Source organism: Haloterrigena gelatinilytica (assembly GCF_013342145.1).
In the GTDB taxonomy this organism is placed as follows: domain Archaea; phylum Halobacteriota; class Halobacteria; order Halobacteriales; family Natrialbaceae; genus Haloterrigena; species Haloterrigena gelatinilytica.
This window is the reverse complement of record NZ_JABUQZ010000001.1, coordinates 1,802,768-1,820,089: the sequence shown is the minus strand read 5'-3', so window position 1 is coordinate 1,820,089 and position 17,322 is coordinate 1,802,768. Positions and strand designations below refer to the sequence as shown.

19 protein-coding genes and 2 pseudogenes are annotated in these 17,322 nt (G+C 67.1%); 11 read left to right on the top strand and 10 right to left on the bottom strand.

What is annotated here, in order from left to right; translation table 11 throughout:
* Window positions 1–269: 269 nt before the first annotated feature.
* From HTZ84_RS09165 to HTZ84_RS09155, 3 genes are all read right to left on the bottom strand, one after another.
* Window positions 270–845, bottom strand: coding sequence for a DoxX family membrane protein (locus HTZ84_RS09165; protein ID WP_174680385.1), 576 nt, complete (start codon window positions 843–845; stop codon window positions 270–272).
* 185 nt (window positions 846–1,030) lie between these two features.
* Window positions 1,031–2,203, bottom strand: coding sequence for an MFS transporter (locus tag HTZ84_RS09160; RefSeq protein WP_174680384.1), 1,173 nt, complete (start codon window positions 2,201–2,203; stop codon window positions 1,031–1,033).
* Between the two features lie 84 nt (window positions 2,204–2,287).
* A complete protein-coding gene (locus HTZ84_RS09155; protein ID WP_174680383.1) occupies window positions 2,288–2,755 on the bottom strand; it encodes a hypothetical protein in 468 nt (155 codons plus the stop codon).
* A gap of 231 nt (window positions 2,756–2,986) precedes the next feature.
* Between HTZ84_RS09155 and aroC the strand changes: the two genes are divergently transcribed.
* A complete protein-coding gene (gene aroC, locus HTZ84_RS09150; RefSeq protein WP_174680382.1) occupies window positions 2,987–4,138 on the top strand; it encodes a chorismate synthase in 1,152 nt (383 codons plus the stop codon).
* A gap of 90 nt (window positions 4,139–4,228) precedes the next feature.
* A complete protein-coding gene (locus HTZ84_RS09145) occupies window positions 4,229–4,738 on the top strand; it encodes a VOC family protein (RefSeq protein ID WP_174680381.1) in 510 nt (169 codons plus the stop codon).
* A 45-nt stretch (window positions 4,739–4,783) separates the two neighbouring features.
* Here the strand turns inward: HTZ84_RS09145 and HTZ84_RS09140 are convergent, their stop codons facing one another.
* Together HTZ84_RS09140 and HTZ84_RS23025 are read right to left on the bottom strand one after the other, a co-directional pair.
* Entirely contained in the window at window positions 4,784–5,188 is a 405-nt protein-coding gene (locus HTZ84_RS09140; RefSeq protein WP_174680380.1) for an OsmC family protein, read from the bottom strand.
* The gene (locus HTZ84_RS23025) at window positions 5,185–5,313 is read right to left on the bottom strand and encodes a hypothetical protein (protein ID WP_256402415.1); all 129 of its coding nucleotides are present in this window, start codon (window positions 5,311–5,313) and stop codon (window positions 5,185–5,187) included. The genes HTZ84_RS09140 and HTZ84_RS23025 overlap by 4 nt, the downstream gene beginning before the upstream one ends.
* Before the next feature lie 101 nt (window positions 5,314–5,414).
* On the opposite strand from HTZ84_RS23025, the gene HTZ84_RS09135 reads away from it, so the two are divergent.
* Genes HTZ84_RS09135 through HTZ84_RS09125 form a run of 3 tightly spaced genes read left to right on the top strand, consistent with a single transcriptional unit; the run spans window position 5,415 to window position 8,513 of the window.
* Window positions 5,415–6,461, top strand: a complete 1,047-nt coding sequence (locus tag HTZ84_RS09135; RefSeq protein ID WP_174680379.1) for a thiamine pyrophosphate-dependent dehydrogenase E1 component subunit alpha — start codon at window positions 5,415–5,417, stop codon at window positions 6,459–6,461.
* Window positions 6,458–7,465, top strand: coding sequence for an alpha-ketoacid dehydrogenase subunit beta (locus HTZ84_RS09130; protein WP_174680378.1), 1,008 nt, complete (start codon window positions 6,458–6,460; stop codon window positions 7,463–7,465). The genes HTZ84_RS09135 and HTZ84_RS09130 overlap by 4 nt, the downstream gene beginning before the upstream one ends.
* A 28-nt stretch (window positions 7,466–7,493) precedes the next feature.
* A complete protein-coding gene (locus HTZ84_RS09125) occupies window positions 7,494–8,513 on the top strand; it encodes an NAD(+)/NADH kinase (protein WP_174680377.1) in 1,020 nt (339 codons plus the stop codon).
* Window positions 8,514–8,525: 12 nt separating this feature from the next.
* Here the strand turns inward: HTZ84_RS09125 and HTZ84_RS09120 are convergent, their stop codons facing one another.
* The 3 genes from HTZ84_RS09120 to HTZ84_RS09115 form a co-directional block, all read right to left on the bottom strand.
* Entirely contained in the window at window positions 8,526–9,518 is a 993-nt protein-coding gene (locus tag HTZ84_RS09120) for an E3 binding domain-containing protein (protein ID WP_309138865.1), read from the bottom strand.
* On the bottom strand, window positions 9,509–10,015 hold the full coding sequence (locus tag HTZ84_RS22820) for a biotin/lipoyl-containing protein (RefSeq protein ID WP_254611726.1): 507 nt from the start codon (window positions 10,013–10,015) through the stop codon (window positions 9,509–9,511). The genes HTZ84_RS09120 and HTZ84_RS22820 overlap by 10 nt, the downstream gene beginning before the upstream one ends.
* A gap of 77 nt (window positions 10,016–10,092) precedes the next feature.
* Window positions 10,093–11,031, bottom strand: coding sequence for an alpha/beta hydrolase (locus HTZ84_RS09115; RefSeq protein ID WP_174680376.1), 939 nt, complete (start codon window positions 11,029–11,031; stop codon window positions 10,093–10,095).
* 299 nt (window positions 11,032–11,330) lie between these two features.
* Here HTZ84_RS09115 and HTZ84_RS09110 point away from each other — a divergent pair.
* The 4 genes and pseudogenes from HTZ84_RS09110 (at window position 11,331) to HTZ84_RS09095 (ending at window position 14,381) form a co-directional block, all read left to right on the top strand.
* A pseudogene (locus tag HTZ84_RS09110) lies at window positions 11,331–13,093 on the top strand (2-oxoacid:acceptor oxidoreductase subunit alpha).
* Between the two features lie 3 nt (window positions 13,094–13,096).
* Window positions 13,097–13,285 (top strand): hypothetical protein, encoded by a 189-nt coding sequence (locus tag HTZ84_RS09105; RefSeq protein ID WP_394353263.1) that lies wholly within the window; start codon window positions 13,097–13,099, stop codon window positions 13,283–13,285.
* Window positions 13,261–13,446, top strand: a pseudogene (locus tag HTZ84_RS23250) (hypothetical protein); the annotation flags it as partial. The gene HTZ84_RS09105 and the pseudogene HTZ84_RS23250, both read left to right, overlap by 25 nt.
* Window positions 13,447–13,463: 17 nt before the next feature.
* Window positions 13,464–14,381 (top strand): thiamine pyrophosphate-dependent enzyme, encoded by a 918-nt coding sequence (locus HTZ84_RS09095; protein WP_174682558.1) that lies wholly within the window; start codon window positions 13,464–13,466, stop codon window positions 14,379–14,381.
* Between the two features lie 79 nt (window positions 14,382–14,460).
* On the opposite strand, the gene HTZ84_RS09090 is transcribed toward HTZ84_RS09095, so the two are convergent.
* Together HTZ84_RS09090 and HTZ84_RS09085 are read right to left on the bottom strand one after the other, a co-directional pair.
* Window positions 14,461–15,621 carry a LolA family protein gene (locus HTZ84_RS09090; protein ID WP_174680375.1) on the bottom strand — a complete coding sequence of 387 codons (1,161 nt, stop codon included), beginning with the start codon at window positions 15,619–15,621 and terminating at the stop codon, window positions 14,461–14,463.
* A 78-nt stretch (window positions 15,622–15,699) separates the two neighbouring features.
* The gene (locus HTZ84_RS09085; protein WP_174680374.1) at window positions 15,700–16,020 is read right to left on the bottom strand and encodes a hypothetical protein; all 321 of its coding nucleotides are present in this window, start codon (window positions 16,018–16,020) and stop codon (window positions 15,700–15,702) included.
* Window positions 16,021–16,172: 152 nt separating this feature from the next.
* Here HTZ84_RS09085 and lrpA1 point away from each other — a divergent pair, with 152 nt between their 5' ends.
* Complete coding sequence (gene lrpA1, locus HTZ84_RS09080; protein ID WP_174680373.1) at window positions 16,173–16,601, top strand: HTH-type transcriptional regulator LrpA1; 429 nt, start codon at window positions 16,173–16,175, stop codon at window positions 16,599–16,601.
* A gap of 120 nt (window positions 16,602–16,721) precedes the next feature.
* A complete protein-coding gene (locus HTZ84_RS09075) occupies window positions 16,722–17,219 on the top strand; it encodes an SRPBCC family protein (RefSeq protein WP_174680372.1) in 498 nt (165 codons plus the stop codon).
* Window positions 17,220–17,322 lie beyond the last annotated feature (103 nt).

Below are 17,322 nucleotides of genomic sequence, written 5' to 3'. Positions count from 1 at the left end.
AGTTCCGACACTGGTACTCCCCGCCTGAGCCCTTGTTTCCCCAAGCTTCGATCAGTGCGACGAGTACGATACAGGAGAAAAACATTGCCATAATGATCACGATCACATCCATGTTTCTCTGTCACCCCTCTGCAGGTGCGTCAATTTCATATCGTATCAGCAGAAATACCGTTATGACTTAATAATTACTCAAGTGGAAGAGCCGCCGGAGAAGGGAGAGGGCAGTTTTCGTACGAGAGAGAATAGACGACAGTCAGAGTGGAGACCGCTTAGCCGAGGATGTACTCGAGGCGCGGGTAGCGCTCGAGCAACGTCTCCCCACCGAGGTCGTAGTTCTCGATCCGGGCGTCGAGGCCGAGGATTCGGCCGGCGCCGAACGCGGCGACCGCGAGGAAGACGAGCATGTACGCGAAGTCGCCGTTGATGACGCCGTGGGCGACGTCCCAGTTTCCGAAGTAGAACATGAGCATCATGAGCGCGCCGAAGAACGCCGCGAGGCGGACGAGCGCGCCGACGAGCAGTCCGAGGCCGATGAGGAGTTCGCCCCACGGGACGGCGACGTTCGCGAACTCGACGAACCACGGCGTCGAGCCCATCCAGGCGAAGACGTCCGCGAGCGGGTTACCGTTGGCCGCCGCGACGTTGGTCAGGTAGCCGCCGGCGCTGAACGGTTCGGCCGCGACAATCTTCGTGAAGCCGGAGTAGGCGAACGCCCAGCCCATCATGAGCCGGAGCGAGAGGACGAACCAGGCCGACAGGCTGTGTGCGCGGCCGCCGACCGTGTAGCCGCCGACGGTGCTTTCGAACGTGTTGCGAGCGTCTGGAGCGATGGTGGATGCAGTCATGGTAGCGGAAGAAAACTTCCTACTCCCTAGAAGGACCGCTATGCATATATAATAATATGTATACGTGTTAGCATAGTTATCCGTAAGTTATACCGCTCCAACAACGGCGCGAGCCGGACGAGTGAGACGGCCGTCTCGAGAGTCCGAGACCGATCGCGTGTCCGCGACCCTGCGTCCTCGTGCGATCAGTAGCCGAGACCGAACGTCCGGTTCGCGGCGAGCGCGAGGAACGTGACCGAGAACAGGGCGGCGAGAATGAGAAACGCCGTCGCCCACCCGAACAGGTCGGCGAACAGGCCGACGCCGACCGATCCGGCGGCGCCGACGACGGTGTAGACCGTCCGGACGAGCCCGAACCCGGCGCCGCGCTCGGCGGTCTCGAACTGGTCGAGGAATCGCGGATCCAGCGCCGCGAAGAAACTCGAGCCCGCGCCGACCAGCACCACGGCGGCGGCCAGCGTCGCGCGCGTCTGCCCGACCACCAACCCGAAGAGGCCGATCGCTCCCGCGAACATCGACCCGCCGATGGCGAGGTCGCGCCCGATCCGATCGGAGAGGTCGCCGAGGAAGAACTGGCCGACGGTTCGCACGACGAAGAACCCGGAGAAGGCCGTCCCGGCGAGCGTCGCCGAGTAGCCGTGGTGGGCGACGAAGAACGTCGGGAGGAACGTGAGCAGCCCCTGGACGATGAACGTGCCGAGCATGGCGACCGCGAGCGTGAAGACGATCGCCGGCCGCGAGAGCAGGTCGACCAGCGCGTCGAGTTCGAACCGGTCGCGCATTGGTTGTTCCGGCCGTCGCGGCTCGGTCGGGCGGATCCGCCACGCGAACAGCGCGAAGACCGGGAGGCCGACGCCGAGGGCGAGCGCGAGCGCCGGCCGCCAACCGAACCGTTCGCCGACCCACGCCGCCGCCACGGGCGCGACCAGCCCGGCGAGCGGGCCGCCGACGGAGTGGATTCCCACCGCGCGCCCGAGTTCGTCGTACGTCCGCGAGAGCAGGGTCGTCGCGACGGCGTAGTGGAGGCCGGCGACGGCTCCGAGCAGAACGGCGAGGACGACGAACGCGGGAAACGCCGGCGCGAGGGCGAGCAGGAGGCTCGCGATCGACGTCCCGCCGACGGCGACGAGGATGACCCGCTTCTCCCCGTAGCGGTCGCTGAGGACGCCGCTGGGGAACTGCGAGAGGCCGTAGGCGAGCCACATCCCCGACAGGGCGAAGCCGATCTGCGTGTTGGACACGGCGAAGTCGTCGACGATGAACGGAATGACCGGACTGATCGCCATCCGGGCGAAGTAGGTGACGAAGAACGCGAGCAGGCAGAGGACGAGCACTGTCGACCGATACTGCCAGCGCATGAATTCCGTCCGCCGGTTTCGGAGAGACGAGGATAAGGCCATCGAGACGCGCCTCCGACGGCGGACGACCGCGAGTCCTCGAGGCTAGCAGTGGTCGGACTCGGGTTCGAACGTCGACTCGAACTCGCCGTCCTCGAGGACGAACAGCTCCGTCGCCGGACAGGGCCCGTCGAACGACTCTTCCTCGAGGGTCGTCGATTCGACCTCGTCGCCGTCGACGGTCACGGTCACGGCGTACTCGGCCTGGTCGTGGAGAAAGATGACCACGTGCGCGTCGGGTTCGAGGTCGTAGTCCCCCTCGAAAGTGGCCGACTCGGCCTCGAGGTCCAGTCCGATCGACCGCTGTTCGTCGGTTCGGTTCCACAGACGGACGCGGTGGGGCGAGTCGTCGTCCGTCGGGGAACCGATCGTCGCGCGAGCGATCGGGTCGTCGGGATCCGACGGGACCTCCGGGGTCGTCGACTCCTGAAAAACCGTCGCCTCGATCGAGGCGCAGCCCGCGATCGCGGTGCCCGAGGCGGCGACGCCGGCGAGCAGCGAACGGCGGTTCATAGTGTGATGGTACTTACATCACGCGGCGAAAAGACATTTTGGGTGGGTTGAGGCGGCTGAATTCAGGATTTCGGGAGAGTCCGTCCGTCGGTCATTTCGTCGCAGCGCTGGGACGGACGCTCGCCTCGAGCGCCGCGTTCGGTCGAGTCGCTCGGAACGGAATCGATTCGGCGGCGACCGGCCGTCGGAGATCCTGCACCGCTAAGTGGCCCCGTCTCCCAGGAAGCCGTAATGAACGGCAACCGCTTCGGTCGCCTCTTCCAGGTGACCACGTTCGGCGAGAGCCACGGGGAGGCGATGGGCTGTACCATCTCGGGCTGTCCCGCCGGCCTCGAGCTCTCGGAGGAGGACATTCAGGAGGACCTCGACCGGCGAAAGCCGGGCCAGTCGATGATCACGACCAGCCGCGGCGAACCCGACGACGTCTCGATCAAGTCGGGGATTCAGGACGGGTACACGACCGGGACGCCGATTGGACTGGTCATCCAGAACAAGGACGCTCGCTCGGGCAAGTACGAGCCGTTCATCACGGCGCCCCGTCCGTCCCACGGCGACTTCACCTACTCGGCGAAGTTCGGCACTCGCAACTGGGGCGGCGGCGGCCGCTCGTCGGCCCGCGAGACCGTCAACTGGGTCGCCGCGGGCGCCATCGCGAAGAAGCTCCTCGCGCGCGAGGGCATCGAACTCAAGGCTCACGTCAACCAGATCGGCGACGTCGAGGCCCCCGAGGTGAGCTTCGAGGAGATCAAGGAACACTCCGAAGAGAACGACGTTCGGTGTGCCCACCCCGAGACCGCCGCGGAGATGCAGGAGCTGATCGAGGAGTACCAGGAGGAAGGCGACTCCATCGGCGGCAGCATCTACTTCGAGGCCCAGGGCGTCCCCGTCGGCCTCGGCGCGCCGCGGTTCGATTCGCTGTCCGCGCGGCTCGGCCAGGCCATGATGGCGGTGCCGGCGACGACGGGCTTCGAGTTCGGCCTCGGCCGCGAGGCCCGCGAGTGGACCGGCAAGGAGCGCAACGACGACTGGGAGTTCGATTCCGAGGGGAATCCGACGCCCGTCGAGAACGACCACGGCGGCATCCAGGGCGGCATCTCGAGCGGCGAACCGATCTACGGCGAGGTCACGCTGCACGCGCCCACGTCGATCCCCAAGTCCCAGCAGACCGCCGACTGGGAGACGGGCGAGATCAAGGAGGAGAAGGTTATCGGCCGCCACGACCCCGTCCTCCCGCCGCGGGGCGTCCCGGTCGTCGAGGCGATGCTCGCGCTGACGCTCGTTGACTTCATGCTGCTGTCGGGCCGGCTCAACCCCGACCGCGTCGACGACCGGCCCGGCGAGTACGATACCGACTACCACCCGAGTAACCCGAACAACGAGTGACCGGGTAGCCGATCGAGGCGCCGATCGGTCGTTTTCTCAAGCGTGTACATCAGTACCAAACGGTAACTCGTTCCGCGTCGACGCCTGTGTATGGGTGTTGACAACATCACACAACTTGACATCGAGATACCGGAACTCTCACAGGTCGCGTTCGTGGTGGAGGACCTCGAGGACGGTATGGACCGGTTCGAGGGGCTCCTCGGCATCGGCCCGTGGGAGATCCACCGGTTCGAACCGCCCGCGCTGACCGATCGGATCTACCGCGGCGAACCCCACGAGTACTCGATGCGCCTCGCGCTCGCGCAACTCGGCGGGACGATGATCGAACTGATCGAACCGCTCGAGGGACCGAGCATTTACACGGAGCATCTGGAGGAACACGGCGAAGGCCTCCACCACGTCGCCTGTTTCGCGTTCGACGATCCTCACGCGGTCGTCGAGGAGTTCGAGACCGCGGGGCTGTCCGTGCTCCAGAGCGGTGACTACGGCGGCACCGAGTTCTGGTACTTCGACACCGCAGACGAACTCAACGGCGCGATCTTCGAGACCGCGGCGAACGTGGAGTCGATGCCGGAAGCGGACGCGACCTATCCCGAGTAGCGCGGTCGCGCAGTCGCGACGTTCCCGCCGGGCGACCGCCGACGGCTACAGCCGTTCCCACGCGACGTCCATCGGCGTCTCGTCCCCGACGAGCTGCGAGACGTGACAGCCCCGCTCGCCGAAGTCGACGAGGCGATCGACCGTCTCGTCGTCGGCGTCGGTCTCGAGTCGGATCGTCGCCTCGAGGCGGTCGACGGAGCCGTGTTCGGGTTCGGCCTCGGTCGTGACCTCGATGGTCTCGACCGGCGTGTCGCGCTTGTTCGCCTGGAAGCGAACGCTCAGGGAGAGACAGGAGGCCAGCGCGCCGAGGAAGACGTCGACCGGCGTCGGCCCCGTCTCCGAGCCGCCGGCCGACTCGGGTTCGTCGAACCGCCACTCGAACGAGCCGGCCTCGATGGTCCCGCCCATCCCCTCCGGGTTCCGGGCGGTGACGGTTCGCTCGGGCATCATTCGCGGATCACCTCGATCGACGTCGGCGTCGATGCTGGCGTCGGCGACCGCAGTTCCGATTCCGCGTCGTGATCGACGGACCGCGAGCGGTCGAGGTCCCGTCTTCGGTGTGCTGGTACGCGCATGTCGTTCGATCCTCTCCGTTCGAACTAATAAACGACCGCCTACGGGCATCGATTTTGGTCACCGTTAGCGTTATACATTGATCCATGGTACCGTGTGTCGCATGGCCGACTACACACTAGAAACGGAGGAGGGGCGACGGGAGGCGCTCCGTCGAATGCTGACGATCCGCGAGTTCGATTCGACGGCCGGCGACTACTTCGCCGACGGAGAGATTCCCGGCTTCGTCCACCTGTACATCGGGGAAGAGGCAGTCGGCGTCGGCGCGTGCGCCGCGCTCGAGCCCGACGACTACATCGCGAGCACGCACCGGGGCCACGGGCACTGCATCGCGAAGGGGTTGGACCCGCAGCTGATGATGGCCGAACTGTTCGGCAAGCAGGACGGCTACTGCAACGGGAAGGGCGGTTCGATGCACATCGCCGACGTCGACGCCGGGATGCTCGGCGCGAACGGCATCGTCGGTGCGGGTCCGCCGCTGGCGACCGGCGCCGCGCTGTCGATCGATTACGACGACCGCGAGCAGGTGGCCGTCGGCTTCCTCGGCGACGGCGCCGTCGCGCAGGGACAGGTACACGAGGCGATCAACCTCGCGGCGACCTGGGACCTGCCGGCGGTCTTCGTCGTCGAGAACAACCGCTACGGTGAGGGGACGCCCGTCGAGGAGCAGCACAACGTCGACGACCTGAGCGACACCGCCGGCGCCTACGACATCCCCGGCGTCACCGTCGACGGGATGGACGTCACCGCCGTCGCCGAGGCCGTCGAGGAGGCGCGCAAGCGCGCTCGATCCGGCGACGGACCGACGATCGTCGAGGCCGAGACCTACCGCTACCGCGGCCATTACGAGGGCGACGAGCAGCCCTACCGTGACGAGGACGAGATCGAGAAGTGGAAGGAACAGGACCCGATCGATCGGTTCTCGGACCTGTTGATCGACCGCGGTGAGCTGACCGAGGAGGAACTCGAGGAGATGCGGTCCGAGATCGAGGCGGAGATCGAGGAGGCGATCGAGTACGCTCAGGACGCTCCGCTCCCGGACCCGAGCGAAGCCTACGAGGACATGTTCGCCGAGATGCCACCCGAGATCGAACGGTTCGCCAGTCAGGCCCGCGCGGACGGCGGCTCGCTCGGAGGTGATCGCCGATGACGGCCCAGGCCGAGATCGAGCGCGCCGAGGAGACCGAGACGATGACCGTCCGCGAGGCGATCAGGATGGCCTTACGCGAGGAACTGCAGCGCGACGAGGACGTCTACCTCATGGGCGAGGACGTCGGGAAGTTCGGCGGCGTCCTCGAGGTGACCGGCGGCCTCTGGGAGGAGTTCGGCGACGAACGCGTCCGCGACACGCCGATCAGCGAGGCCGGTTTCATCGGCGCCGCGACGGGTGCCGCCGCGACCGGCACTCGACCCGTCGCCGAGCTCATGTTCTCGGACTTCATGGGCGTCTCGATGGAGCAGATCATGAACCAGATGGCGAAGATGCGCTACATGTTCGGCGGGAAGACGGGGATGCCCGTCACCGTCCGGACGACCGAGGGCGGCGGCATGGGCGCCGCGAGTCAGCACTCCGGGACGGTCCACGCCTGGATCGCTCACTTCCCCGGCCTAAAAGCGGTCGCGCCGGGGACGGCCGCTGCGGCGAAGGGACTGACGAAAGCCGCCGTCCGGTCGAACGATCCCGTGTTCGTCTTCGAGAACAAGATGATCTACGAGCAGCAGGGCGAGGTCCCCACCGACGAGGAGTTCACCGTACCCCTCGGCGAGGCCGCGGTCGAACGCGAGGGCGAGGACGTCACCGTCGTGGCGACCCAGCGGCTCGTCGGCGAGAGCCTGCAGACCGCCGACAGCCTGTCCGACGACGTCAGCGTCGAAGTCATCGACGTCCGCTCGCTGTACCCGCTGGACACGGAGACCATCGCCGACAGCGTCCGGAAGACCGGCCGGCTGGTGGTCGCCGACGAGAGTCCCCTCTCCTACGGCGTCCACGCCGAGATCGTCAGCCGCGTCCAGGAGGAGGCGTTCTTCAGCCTCGACGCGCCGATCCAGCGGATCGGCACACCGGACACCCACATGCCGTTCAGCCCCCCGCTCGAGCAGGAGGTCCTCCCCGACGGCGACGACGTCCGGGAGGCGATCGAGTTGATCACGTAGCGATGGCAGCGAGCCACGGAGCCGACGCGTGACCCGCGTCGGACTCATCGCGAATCCCGCGGCCGGCCGCGACATCCGTCGGCTCACCGGCGGCGCGAGCGTCGTCGACAACTACGCCAAGCGCCGGGTCGCCGAGTGCGTCCTCGAGGGGCTGGCGGTCGTCGCCGAGCCGCCGGATGTCGCGGTCATGCCCGATCGGAGCGGCATCGCCGACCACGCCGTTTCCGAGGCGCCCGACGACCTCGCGGTCGAACGCGTGGAGATGCCGGTCGAGGAGTCGGCCGCGGACACGCGGCGAGCGGCCGCGCGCTTCCGCGAGCACGCCGACGCGGTCGTCGTCCTCGGCGGCGACGGCACCACCCGCGACGTCGCGCTCGAGGTCGGCGACGTTCCGGTCGTCTCCGTTTCGACGGGGACGAACAACGTCGTGCCGACGCCGGTCGACGGAACCGTCGCCGGAGCGGCCGCGGCCGCGGTCGCGACCGGCGCCGCGGACGCCGACACCGTAACCGATCGCCACGGCCGGATCGACGTTCGAGCGGACGACGTCAACGGCGAGAAACGGCTCACCGGACTGGCGGCGGTCGAGATCACGGACCGATCGTTCGTCGGCACGCGGGCCGTCATCGACCCGTCCGAACTGGTCGGGGGCGTCGTCTCGCGGGCGCACCCGAGCGACATCGGCCTCGGGAGCGTCGCCGGCTGTCTCGAGCCGCTGGCCCCCGACGCGCCCGGCGGCGTCGCGCTCCGCCTCGACGACCCAGAAGCGACGCCACGGTCGGTCTCGGCGATCGTCGCGCCCGGGATGACGGCGACGATCGGAATCGAGGAGCGCGACCGGCTGGAGTGGGACGAGCCGGCGACGTTCGACGTGTCTGACGGCGTCGTCGGCGCGGACGGCGAGCGCGAACTCGAGGTCGTGGACGCGACGGTCGAGATGACGCCGACCGCCGACGGGCCGCGACTCGTGGACGCCGACGCCGCGCTCGGCGCCGCCGTCGAGGCGGGCGCGCTGGTCCGCGAGGGTCCGCTGCTCGAGGAGCGGTAGCGATCTCCGTTTTCACTCACGACCGCGGTACGACCCGAGGACGAGTTCCGACGCCCGCTCGGCCCGCTCGAACAGTCGCTCGAGGAACGCGGCCGCCTCGTTGCCGCCGATCGCTCGCGCGTCGTAGGTCAGCGTCGCGACCACGAGCGGCCGGAGGCGCACGTCGTCGCCGTTCGGAACGGCCCGCTGGCCGGTCGGATCGACCTCGAGAGTCGCGACGGACGGCGGATTAACGAGTCGCCCGTCCGCCTCGGTCTCGGCGGCGTTCGCGACGGTGAACGTGGCCCGCTCCGTTTCGGCGGCGTCCGCGTCGTCGCCGTCGACCGTCCGCCGCGCCTCGACGATCTCCGTCAGCGAGCGGTTTCGAGCGTCCGGAACGACGACGGAGGCCGGCCCGTCGTCGCTCCCGGCGACGAGCGCGACGTTTTGCGTCGCTCGGACCTGATGGGTCGACTCCGCGTACGTTCCGTTCAGCACCGGGTGGTCGGCGAGCGTCGCCGAGGCGAGAACGACCAGCAAGTCGGTCATCGTGACCTCGTCCTCGAAGGCCGTCCGCACCGCTTCGGTCGCCTCGAACAGCGCGTTCGCGGCCGCCGGCGCGGCGACGGCCGTCGTCCGATGGTACCGATCCGTCAGCGGATCACCGGGTTCGATTCGGCGGACGCCGGCGACGTCGGTCGGTTCCACCGAAATCTCGATATCGGTCTCGCGTTCGGCTTCGGAGCGGGCTGTTCCGGGCTCCGGCGCCGACTCGGCCGCGTCTTCCACGTCGGCTTCGGTGATCGATCCCATCGGCCCGGTCCCCTCGACCGTCGTCAGATCGACCTCGAGTTCTTCCGCCCGTTTCCTCGCGCGGGGCGAGGCCGTGATCTCCTCGCCGTCCGTCGCGTCGGCCGCAGTCGGCTCCGCATCCGTCGCTTCGGCGGCCGATTCGGCCGCGGCCTCCACGTCCGCCTCGGTGATCGACCCCATCGGTCCGGTCCCCTCGACCGCTGTCAGGTCCACCTCGAGTTCCTCGGCGCGCTTTCGCGCGCGCGGAGACGCCTTGAGGTCCTCGGGCGCCCCGTCCGACCCGCCGCTGGAGGGCTGCGCGGCGGCCGCGTCGCCGCCGTCGGCGCCGTTCGCCTCGGGCGTCGCGTCCGCGTCTCCCGCTGTGGCGCGTCCGACGCCGCGCCGGCGTCCGGACCGGCGGCCGCCGCGACCTCGGGCGCTTCCGCCTCGAGTTCGGCCTCGGCGTCGGCCCGCAGGTCCGAGATGTCGGCGTCCGGCGCCGCCAGGATGCCGATCGGCGTCCCGGGCGGTACCTCCTCGCCCTCTTCGACGTAGACGTGCCGGAGGGCCCCGTCCTCGCGGGCGTCGACCTCGCCGATGCTCTTCTCCGACTCGACCTCGACGAGGACGTCCCCTTCGTCGACGGTCTCCCCTTCGTCGACGGTCCACTCGAGGACGATCCCGCGTTCCATCTCGAGTCCCAGCTTCGGCATCTTGATAACGTATCCCATGATACCGGTACGCATCACATCCCGTTACTAAAGCGTATCTCCCGTCCCGCGGTTTCGGGCGGCGAGGGAATCGGCCGTCAGCGGATCGCGCCCCGGACTGCCGCGCCGACCTCGTCGATTGCTTCCCGCGCGCGGTCGAGTTCTGGATCGTCGAGCATCGGCAGAAATCCGTGGATCATCTCGTCGTACTCGAGGTGTCGAGCGGAAACGCCGGCGTCCGCCAGCCGGTCAGCGAACGCGCGGCCGTCGTCTCGGACCGGATCGAAGCCGGCGGTCACGACCAGCGACGACGGCATCCCCTCGAGGTCCGCCCGGAGCGGCGACGCGTAGGGGTGGCGCCCGTCCAGTTCGCTCCGGAGGTAGCCCCGCCAGAACCGCTTCATGTCCTCGCGGGTGAGGAAGTACCCTTGCGCGTTCTCCTCGTAGGAGTCCGTGTCGAACGCGTAGTTCGTGGGCGGATAGAGAAGCGTCTGGTGGTCGATCACCGGGCCGTCTCGGTCGCGGGCGAGCAGCGCCACGCCCGCGGCGAGCGTGCCGCCCGCGCTCTCGCCGCAGGTGGCGAGTCCCTCCGTCGTCGCGTCGATCGCCGTCCGGTTGTTCGCGACCCACCGCGTCGCTGCGTAACAGTCCTCGAGCGCCGCCGGAAACCGGTGTTCGGGTGCGAGTCGGTAGTCGACGGCGACCACGACGCAGTCCGTCGCGTTCGTGAGCGCTCGACAGAGTCCGTCGTGGGTCTCGAGATCGCCGAGGATCCACCCCCCTCCGTGGTAGAACACCAGCGGCGGAAACGGCCCGTCGCCCGACGGCGCGTAGATCCGAATCGGAATCTCGCCGGCCGGGCCGGGCACCGTCCGGTCGGTTACCGAGCCGACGGCGTCGACGAATTCGTCGGAGACGGTGAGTTCGCGGTACGTCTCCCGCGCTTCCTCGAGCGAGAGGCGATAGAGCGGCGGGAGTCCCCGGTCCGACAGTTCGTGGAGGAACGCTTCCACCTGGGAATCGAGCGATACTGGCATGGTATCGCACACCAATCACTCGCGTCCGTATAATTCCACCTCCAGTTCTACGCGAACCGCCTGTTACTGAGTTTGACAGCAAGCGCGTTAATATCCTATATTCTAAGTTCTAAATTAAGTTTAAAATTATTAATCATGCCTAATTTTGGCGGATTTCCCAGAGGAATCGAGTAGGGCAATGAGGTAAAATGGATGGTTGTTCATTCCTCACGATAGATCTATGGCAATCTATAGCAAAGGCTTTAGGTCACGTAGAGCAAAATCCAGGCACGGTCGGCCCACCGGCCACTGATTTCACTATGAGCGACGAACTTATCTGGCGAATCGCGGGCGGTTCCGGCGACGGAATCGACTCGACGAGCCAGAACTTTGCCAAGGCGCTAATGCGCTCGGGGCTCGACGTATTCACGCATCGCCACTATCCGTCGCGAATCCGCGGCGGCCACACCTACGTCGAGATCCGAGCCGCGGATCGGGAGGTACAGTCTCGGGGAGACGGGTACAACTTCCTGCTGTCACTGGGCGACTCGTTCGCTCGCAACCCGCAGGAGGAGGCCTACTACGGCAACGAGGAGATCAAGCCCCTCTCGGAGAACCTAGACGACCTCCGCGAAGGCGGCATCATCGTCTACGACGAGGGGCTGATCAGCGAGGAGGACGTCGAGGACGTCAACCTCCACGAGCGCGCGGAGGAGAACGACTGGCACGTCTTCCCGGTTGATCTGCGAGGACTCGCCAAGGAGCACGGCCGCGAGGTCATGCGCAACACCGCCGGCGTGGGTGTGACGGCGGCGCTGCTGGACATGGACCTCGAGCACATCGAGGACCTGATGTCCGACGCGATGGGCGGGGACATCCTCGAGGCGAACCTCGAGATCCTCCACGAGGCCTACGAGATGACTCGGGAGGAACACGACTTCGAACACGACCTGCGCGTGCCCGAGGGCTCCCACGAGAGCGAGCAGGCCCTGCTGTCGGGCTCGAACGCGATCGCCTACGGTGCCATCGACGCCGGCTGTCGGTTCATCGCCGGCTACCCGATGACGCCGTGGACGGACGTGTTCACCATCCTCAGCCAGAACTTCCCCGACATGGGCGGGGTCTCCGAGCAGGTCGAGGACGAGATCGCCGCGGCCGCGCTCGCGGTCGGCGCGAGCCACGCCGGCGTCAAGGCCATGTCCGGGTCCTCCGGCGGCGGCTTCGCGCTGATGAGCGAACCGCTGGGGCTCGCGGAGATGACCGAGACGCCCCTCGTCCTGATCGAGGCGATGCGCGCGGGTCCCTCGACGGGGATGCCGACCAAGCCCGAACAGGCCGACCTGGAGCACGTCCTCTACACGAGCCAGGGCGACTCCCAGCGCGTCGTCTTCGCGCCCGGGAACATCGAGGAGGCCTACGAGCAGACGCGACTGGCCTTCGAGATCGCCTGGGACTACCAGATCCCGGCGATCATCATCTACGACCAGAAGCTCTCCGGCGAGAACACCAACGTCGACGTCGAGTTCTTCGACCGCGATCCCCAGCCGGATCTCGGCTCGACGCTGACCGAGGAGGAACTCCGCGAGGCCGCCCACGACAACTCCGGGAAATTCAAGCGGTTCAACCACGAGGACGCCGAGAACGGCGTCGCGCCGCGGTCGATCCCCGGCCAGAAGGGCGGACGCTACCTCGCGACGGGTAACGAGCACAGCCCCGTCGGGCACATCAGCGAGGACCCCGACAACCGCGTCGCCCAGATGGAGCGTCGCCTCGAGAAACTCGAGTCGATCCGCGCGGAACTCGACGAGGAGCGGGACTCGACCCAGACCTACTACGGTCCGGAAGACGCCGACTACGGCATCATCCTGGGGTCCTGGTCGTCGAGATGAACGCCACCGCGCAGTTCCGCGGCCTGATCCAGAAGGAACTGGGCCGCTTCGGCGACAAGATGACCAGCCTGCTGAAGTTCAACGGCAACCCCTTCGAGCCCGCCGAGATCGTCGAGGGCTACGAGGTTAACCTCGCCGATGAGGACCGTCAGCCAACCGCACAGGTACGAATCGAACCCGCTGCAGGTGACTAACCAATGAGTGCATTCAACGCGATCGGTGAGGAACGCGAGATCGACCGGGACGAGTTCACGCCCGGTGTCGAACCGCAGCCGACCTGGTGTCCGGGCTGTGGCGACTTCGGCGTCCTGAAGTCGCTGAAACAGGCGCTTCCCGAAGCCGGGAAGACCCCCGAAGAGGTGCCACCGCGCAGTTCCGCGGCCTGATCCAGAAGGAACTGGGCCGCTTCGGCGACAAGATGACCAGCCTGCTGAAGTTCAGCAGCAACCTTCGAGCCCGGATCGTCGAGGGCTACGAGGTTAACCTCGCCGATGAGGACCGTCAGCCAACCGCACAGGTACGAATCGAACCCGCTGCAGGTGACTAACCAATGAGTGCAACGCGATCGGTGAGGAACGCGAGATCGACCAGGACGAGTTCACGCCCGGTGTCGAACCGCAGCCGACCTGGTGTCCGGGCTGTGGCGACTTCGGCGTCCTGAAGTCGCTGAAACAGGCGCTTCCCGAAGCCGGGAAGACCCCCGAAGAGGTGCTGACCGTCACCGGGATCGGCTGTTCCGGCAAGCTGAACAGCTACCTGGACACGTACGGTTTCCACACGATCCACGGCCGCTCGCTGCCCGTCGCACGGGCCGCGAAGCTCGCCAACCCCGAACTCGAGGTCATCGCCGCGGGCGGCGACGGCGACGGCTACGGGATCGGCGGGAACCACTTCATCCACACGGCCCGCGAGAACCACGACATGACGTACATCGTGTTCAACAACGAGATCTTCGGGCTGACCAAGGGCCAGACCTCGCCCACCAGTCCGAAGGGCCACAAGTCCAAGACCCAGCCGTCGGGCAGCGCGAAGACGCCGCTGCGACCGCTGTCGACGTCGCTGAACGCCGGCGCGAGCTACATCGCTCGCACCGCCGCGGTCAACCCGAACCAGGCCAAGGAGATCATCAAGGAAGCCATCGAACACGACGGCTTCGCGCACGTGGACTTCCTGACGCAGTGTCCGACCTGGAACAAGGACGCACGCCAGTACGTCCCGTACGTCGACGTCCAGGAGTCCGACGACTACGACTTCGACGTCAACGACCGCGCGGAAGCCGCCGAGATGATGCGCGAGACCGAGGACGTCCTCAACGAGGGCACCGTCCTGACGGGTCGGTACTACGTCGACGATGACCGACCCTCCTACTCCCAGGAGAAACACGCCGTCGGCGAGATGCCCGACCAGCCGCTGGCCGAGCGCTACTTCGACGACGACGCCGAGTGGGAGCGCAGCTACGACCTGCTCGACCGTCACACGTAACGGCCGTTCCCGCGGTCGGGAACGCCGTTCGGAACAATTCGCTGTTTTTTCGCGGTCCGACTCAGCGTCTCAACGATCGCTAGTCGCAATCGTCGACCGACTCGGCGACCGACAGCGCCGTCTCGCGATCGACCGACGCGGTCGCGAAGACGACGTACGTCCGCTCGCCGCAGGGCCACTCGACGGTCGTCCCGAGATCGCTCTCGGCGACGGTCCCGGACGCGCCGTCGACGGAGACCGTCTCGCCGTCGACGTCGAACGGGCGGGGGCCGTTACAGGCGCCGACCCGGATCGACTCGCCGACGCTCTCGTCGCCGGCGTACCTGACCGAGACCTCCCACAGGTCGTCCGCGTACGGGTAGTCGGCGACGGCGGCCGTCGCGCGAGTGAACCGGTCCGGCAGGCGAGTCGGTTCCGTCATCGCGACCCCTGCGTCGGCTTCCGCGTCCTCGAGCGCGTCGTACCGGTCGAGGTAGGGGAAGACGTGTTCTTCGACGAGAGCGTCCTCAGGCGGGTCAAACGCGAACGGGTCGTCCGCGACCGGTTCGTTCAGCGAGAGCGACGTGTAGATCGCGTCGTAATCGACGGCGTTCGTTTCGACGATCTGTTTGACCGGGAACAGCGTCTCCCGATCGAACCAGACGTCGATCCGCTCGACGGTCTCCTGTAGCTCCGTCGTCTCGCGCTCTTCCGTCTCGAGCGGGATCACGAACTCCGTGTCGCCGACGAGGACGCTGATCGAACGCTCGACGACCTCGTCCGGCGGCGGAGCGAACCGGACCAGGTAGACGTCTCTGCCGTCGAGCGTCGTCTCCTCGCGCACCGTCGCATCGAGTTGATCGAAGTACGTCGTCGTCTCGCCGTAGCTGTAATCGATGTGGCTCTCGCCGCTCATCTCGGAGCCCAGCACCGCGATGCGGTTTCGCTCGAGGTCGTGAAACCAGGCCCGCTCCCCGTCGTCGACGTTCCGAAAGGTGGCGTCGTCGGTGGTCCCTTCGACGTACGTCTCGCCGCCGGCGCGGGCCGTGATCTCGTCTACGGTGACGGTCGTCGCCCCATCGCGGTCGAACGTCGTCTCGACGGTGCCGATCATCGTCTCCGGACGGTCGAGGTCGCCCAGTCGGCGTTCGAGCTCCGCGGCCGTCGTCGCGTCGGCGCCGCGAGGGCGGAGACAGCCCGCCGTCGCGACCGGTATCGCACCGACCCCGAGCGCGACGAACCCCCGACGTGTCTGTCGCATATATCATTCCCACCACCGATCTGTTAAATCAATTGTTGTTCGACCGATACGCCGGCGAGGACGACTCGAGCGGTGGACTCAGTCTCGACTCCGCGCACCGAACCCGCCGGCGAACAGTTTCGAGAGGTAGCTCAGGCCGAGCAGCGCGACGAGGAGGCCGCCGAGCGCGTACGGATGGAAGCCGTAGAGAAGTTCCCGAATCGCGTAGGCGACGACCAGCAGGCCCATGACCAGGGCCGTCCCGCCGGCCCACCGGGAGGCGTAGGCCGGATCGACCGACTCGTCGTAGTTGGCGTGGAGGTCGGCCCGGCCGCGGACGGCGATCAGATAGCCGAGAAACAGAATTGCGAGGCCACAGAGCAGCCAGACCGCGCCGCTGACGTGATTGGCGTCGACCATGACGGGATACCGACACTCCGACCACGTGGCGAATAAGTCCGGCGGTCCGGCCGTCGGACGCCCGAAACGTCCGTCTCGAGCGTGTTTTCCCCTGCGTACCGGTCGTTTTCGTATACAAAAGATATTTTTCCGTCGGAGCAAAAGAGACTATCATGAGTACACAGGCTACGGAAGATCGCATCCTCGAGGTGTTAGAGGAGGATGCCCAGGCGTCCTACGCCGAGATCGCCGAGCGGGCGGACGTCTCGAAACCGACCGTTCGAAAGTACATCAACCAGCTCGAGGAGGAAGGCGTCATCGTCGGCTACTCGGCCGACATCGACCCGAAAAAGCTCTCGAGCAAGACGATCGCGATGGTGGGGATCGACGTCTCGAGCGAGCGCTACGTCGAGGCGACGAAGGCGCTGAAGGACTTAGACGAGGTCGAGGCGCTGTACAGCTCCAGCGGCGACCACATGTTGATGGCCGAGGTCCGGGCCGCGGACGGCGACGCGCTGGGCGAGATCATCTCCGACCAGCTACTCGAGATCGACGGCGTCACGGCGGCACATCCCTCTTTCCTCCAGGAACGACTGAAGTAGTCCGTCCGAACGGCGTCCCCCTCCGACGCCCGAGCGGACGATGTGGGTGGGGTACGTTCTGTCCGTCCGGACGGTCGTTTGGCCGTCCCGTTTTCCCGTCGGCCGGCGTAGTCGGGAGCGATGGCGACCTACGAACGCCGGACGACGATCGACGCGCCGCTCGCGGACGTCTGGGCGTTTCACTCGCGCGTCGAGGGCCTCGAAGCGGTGACGCCCGACTGGATGCACCTGCGCGTCGAGGCGGTCCTCGGCCCCGACGGCGAGCGCGATCCGGACGTACTCGAGACCGGGACCGAACTCGCGCTGTCGATACGGCCCCTCGGCGTCGGGCCGCGCCAGCACTGGACGTCGCTGATCACGGATCGCGAGCGCAGTGACGGCAGCGCCTCCTTCCGCGACGAGATGATCCGCGGTCCGTTCGACCGCTGGGAGCACACCCACTCGTTTTTCGCCGACGGCGAGCGGACGGTGCTCCGGGATCGCGTCGCGTACGAACTCCCGGGCAGCGACGTCGCCGGCGTCGGCCGTCTCACCGACGTCGCCACGCCGTTCTCGACGGTCGGCTTCGAGGCCATGTTCCGCGAACGGCATCGATTGACGAAGGCGCGCCTCGAGTGAGAGACCGACGACGATCTCCCTCGAGTGAGAGACGACACGGGTTCGAGTAAGGTGGATGCAATCCGGTCTCTCCGCATCGACGCTCCGGTTTCGCGGATCCGAT

Bases quoted from the DNA above. Each gene is read 5' to 3' on its own strand.
- HTZ84_RS09165 (WP_174680385.1), bottom strand. From the start codon at position 845: ATGACTGCATCCACCATCGCTCCAGACGCTCGCAACACGTTCGAAAGC.
- HTZ84_RS09160 (WP_174680384.1), bottom strand. From the start codon at position 2,203: ATGCGCTGGCAGTATCGGTCGACAGTGCTCGTCCTCTGCCTGCTCGCG.
- HTZ84_RS09155 (WP_174680383.1), bottom strand. From the start codon at position 2,755: ATGAACCGCCGTTCGCTGCTCGCCGGCGTCGCCGCCTCGGGCACCGCG.
- aroC (WP_174680382.1), top strand. From the start codon at position 2,987: ATGAACGGCAACCGCTTCGGTCGCCTCTTCCAGGTGACCACGTTCGGC.
- HTZ84_RS09145 (WP_174680381.1), top strand. From the start codon at position 4,229: ATGGGTGTTGACAACATCACACAACTTGACATCGAGATACCGGAACTC.
- HTZ84_RS09140 (WP_174680380.1), bottom strand. From the start codon at position 5,188: ATGATGCCCGAGCGAACCGTCACCGCCCGGAACCCGGAGGGGATGGGC.
- HTZ84_RS23025 (WP_256402415.1), bottom strand. From the start codon at position 5,313: ATGCGCGTACCAGCACACCGAAGACGGGACCTCGACCGCTCGCGGTCC.
- HTZ84_RS09135 (WP_174680379.1), top strand. From the start codon at position 5,415: ATGGCCGACTACACACTAGAAACGGAGGAGGGGCGACGGGAGGCGCTC.
- HTZ84_RS09130 (WP_174680378.1), top strand. From the start codon at position 6,458: ATGACGGCCCAGGCCGAGATCGAGCGCGCCGAGGAGACCGAGACGATG.
- HTZ84_RS22820 (WP_254611726.1), bottom strand. From the start codon at position 10,015: ATGGGATACGTTATCAAGATGCCGAAGCTGGGACTCGAGATGGAACGC.
- HTZ84_RS09115 (WP_174680376.1), bottom strand. From the start codon at position 11,031: ATGCCAGTATCGCTCGATTCCCAGGTGGAAGCGTTCCTCCACGAACTG.
- HTZ84_RS09105 (WP_394353263.1), top strand. From the start codon at position 13,097: ATGAGTGCATTCAACGCGATCGGTGAGGAACGCGAGATCGACCGGGAC.
- HTZ84_RS09090 (WP_174680375.1), bottom strand. From the start codon at position 15,621: ATGCGACAGACACGTCGGGGGTTCGTCGCGCTCGGGGTCGGTGCGATA.
- HTZ84_RS09085 (WP_174680374.1), bottom strand. From the start codon at position 16,020: ATGGTCGACGCCAATCACGTCAGCGGCGCGGTCTGGCTGCTCTGTGGC.
- lrpA1 (WP_174680373.1), top strand. From the start codon at position 16,173: ATGAGTACACAGGCTACGGAAGATCGCATCCTCGAGGTGTTAGAGGAG.
- HTZ84_RS09075 (WP_174680372.1), top strand. From the start codon at position 16,722: ATGGCGACCTACGAACGCCGGACGACGATCGACGCGCCGCTCGCGGAC.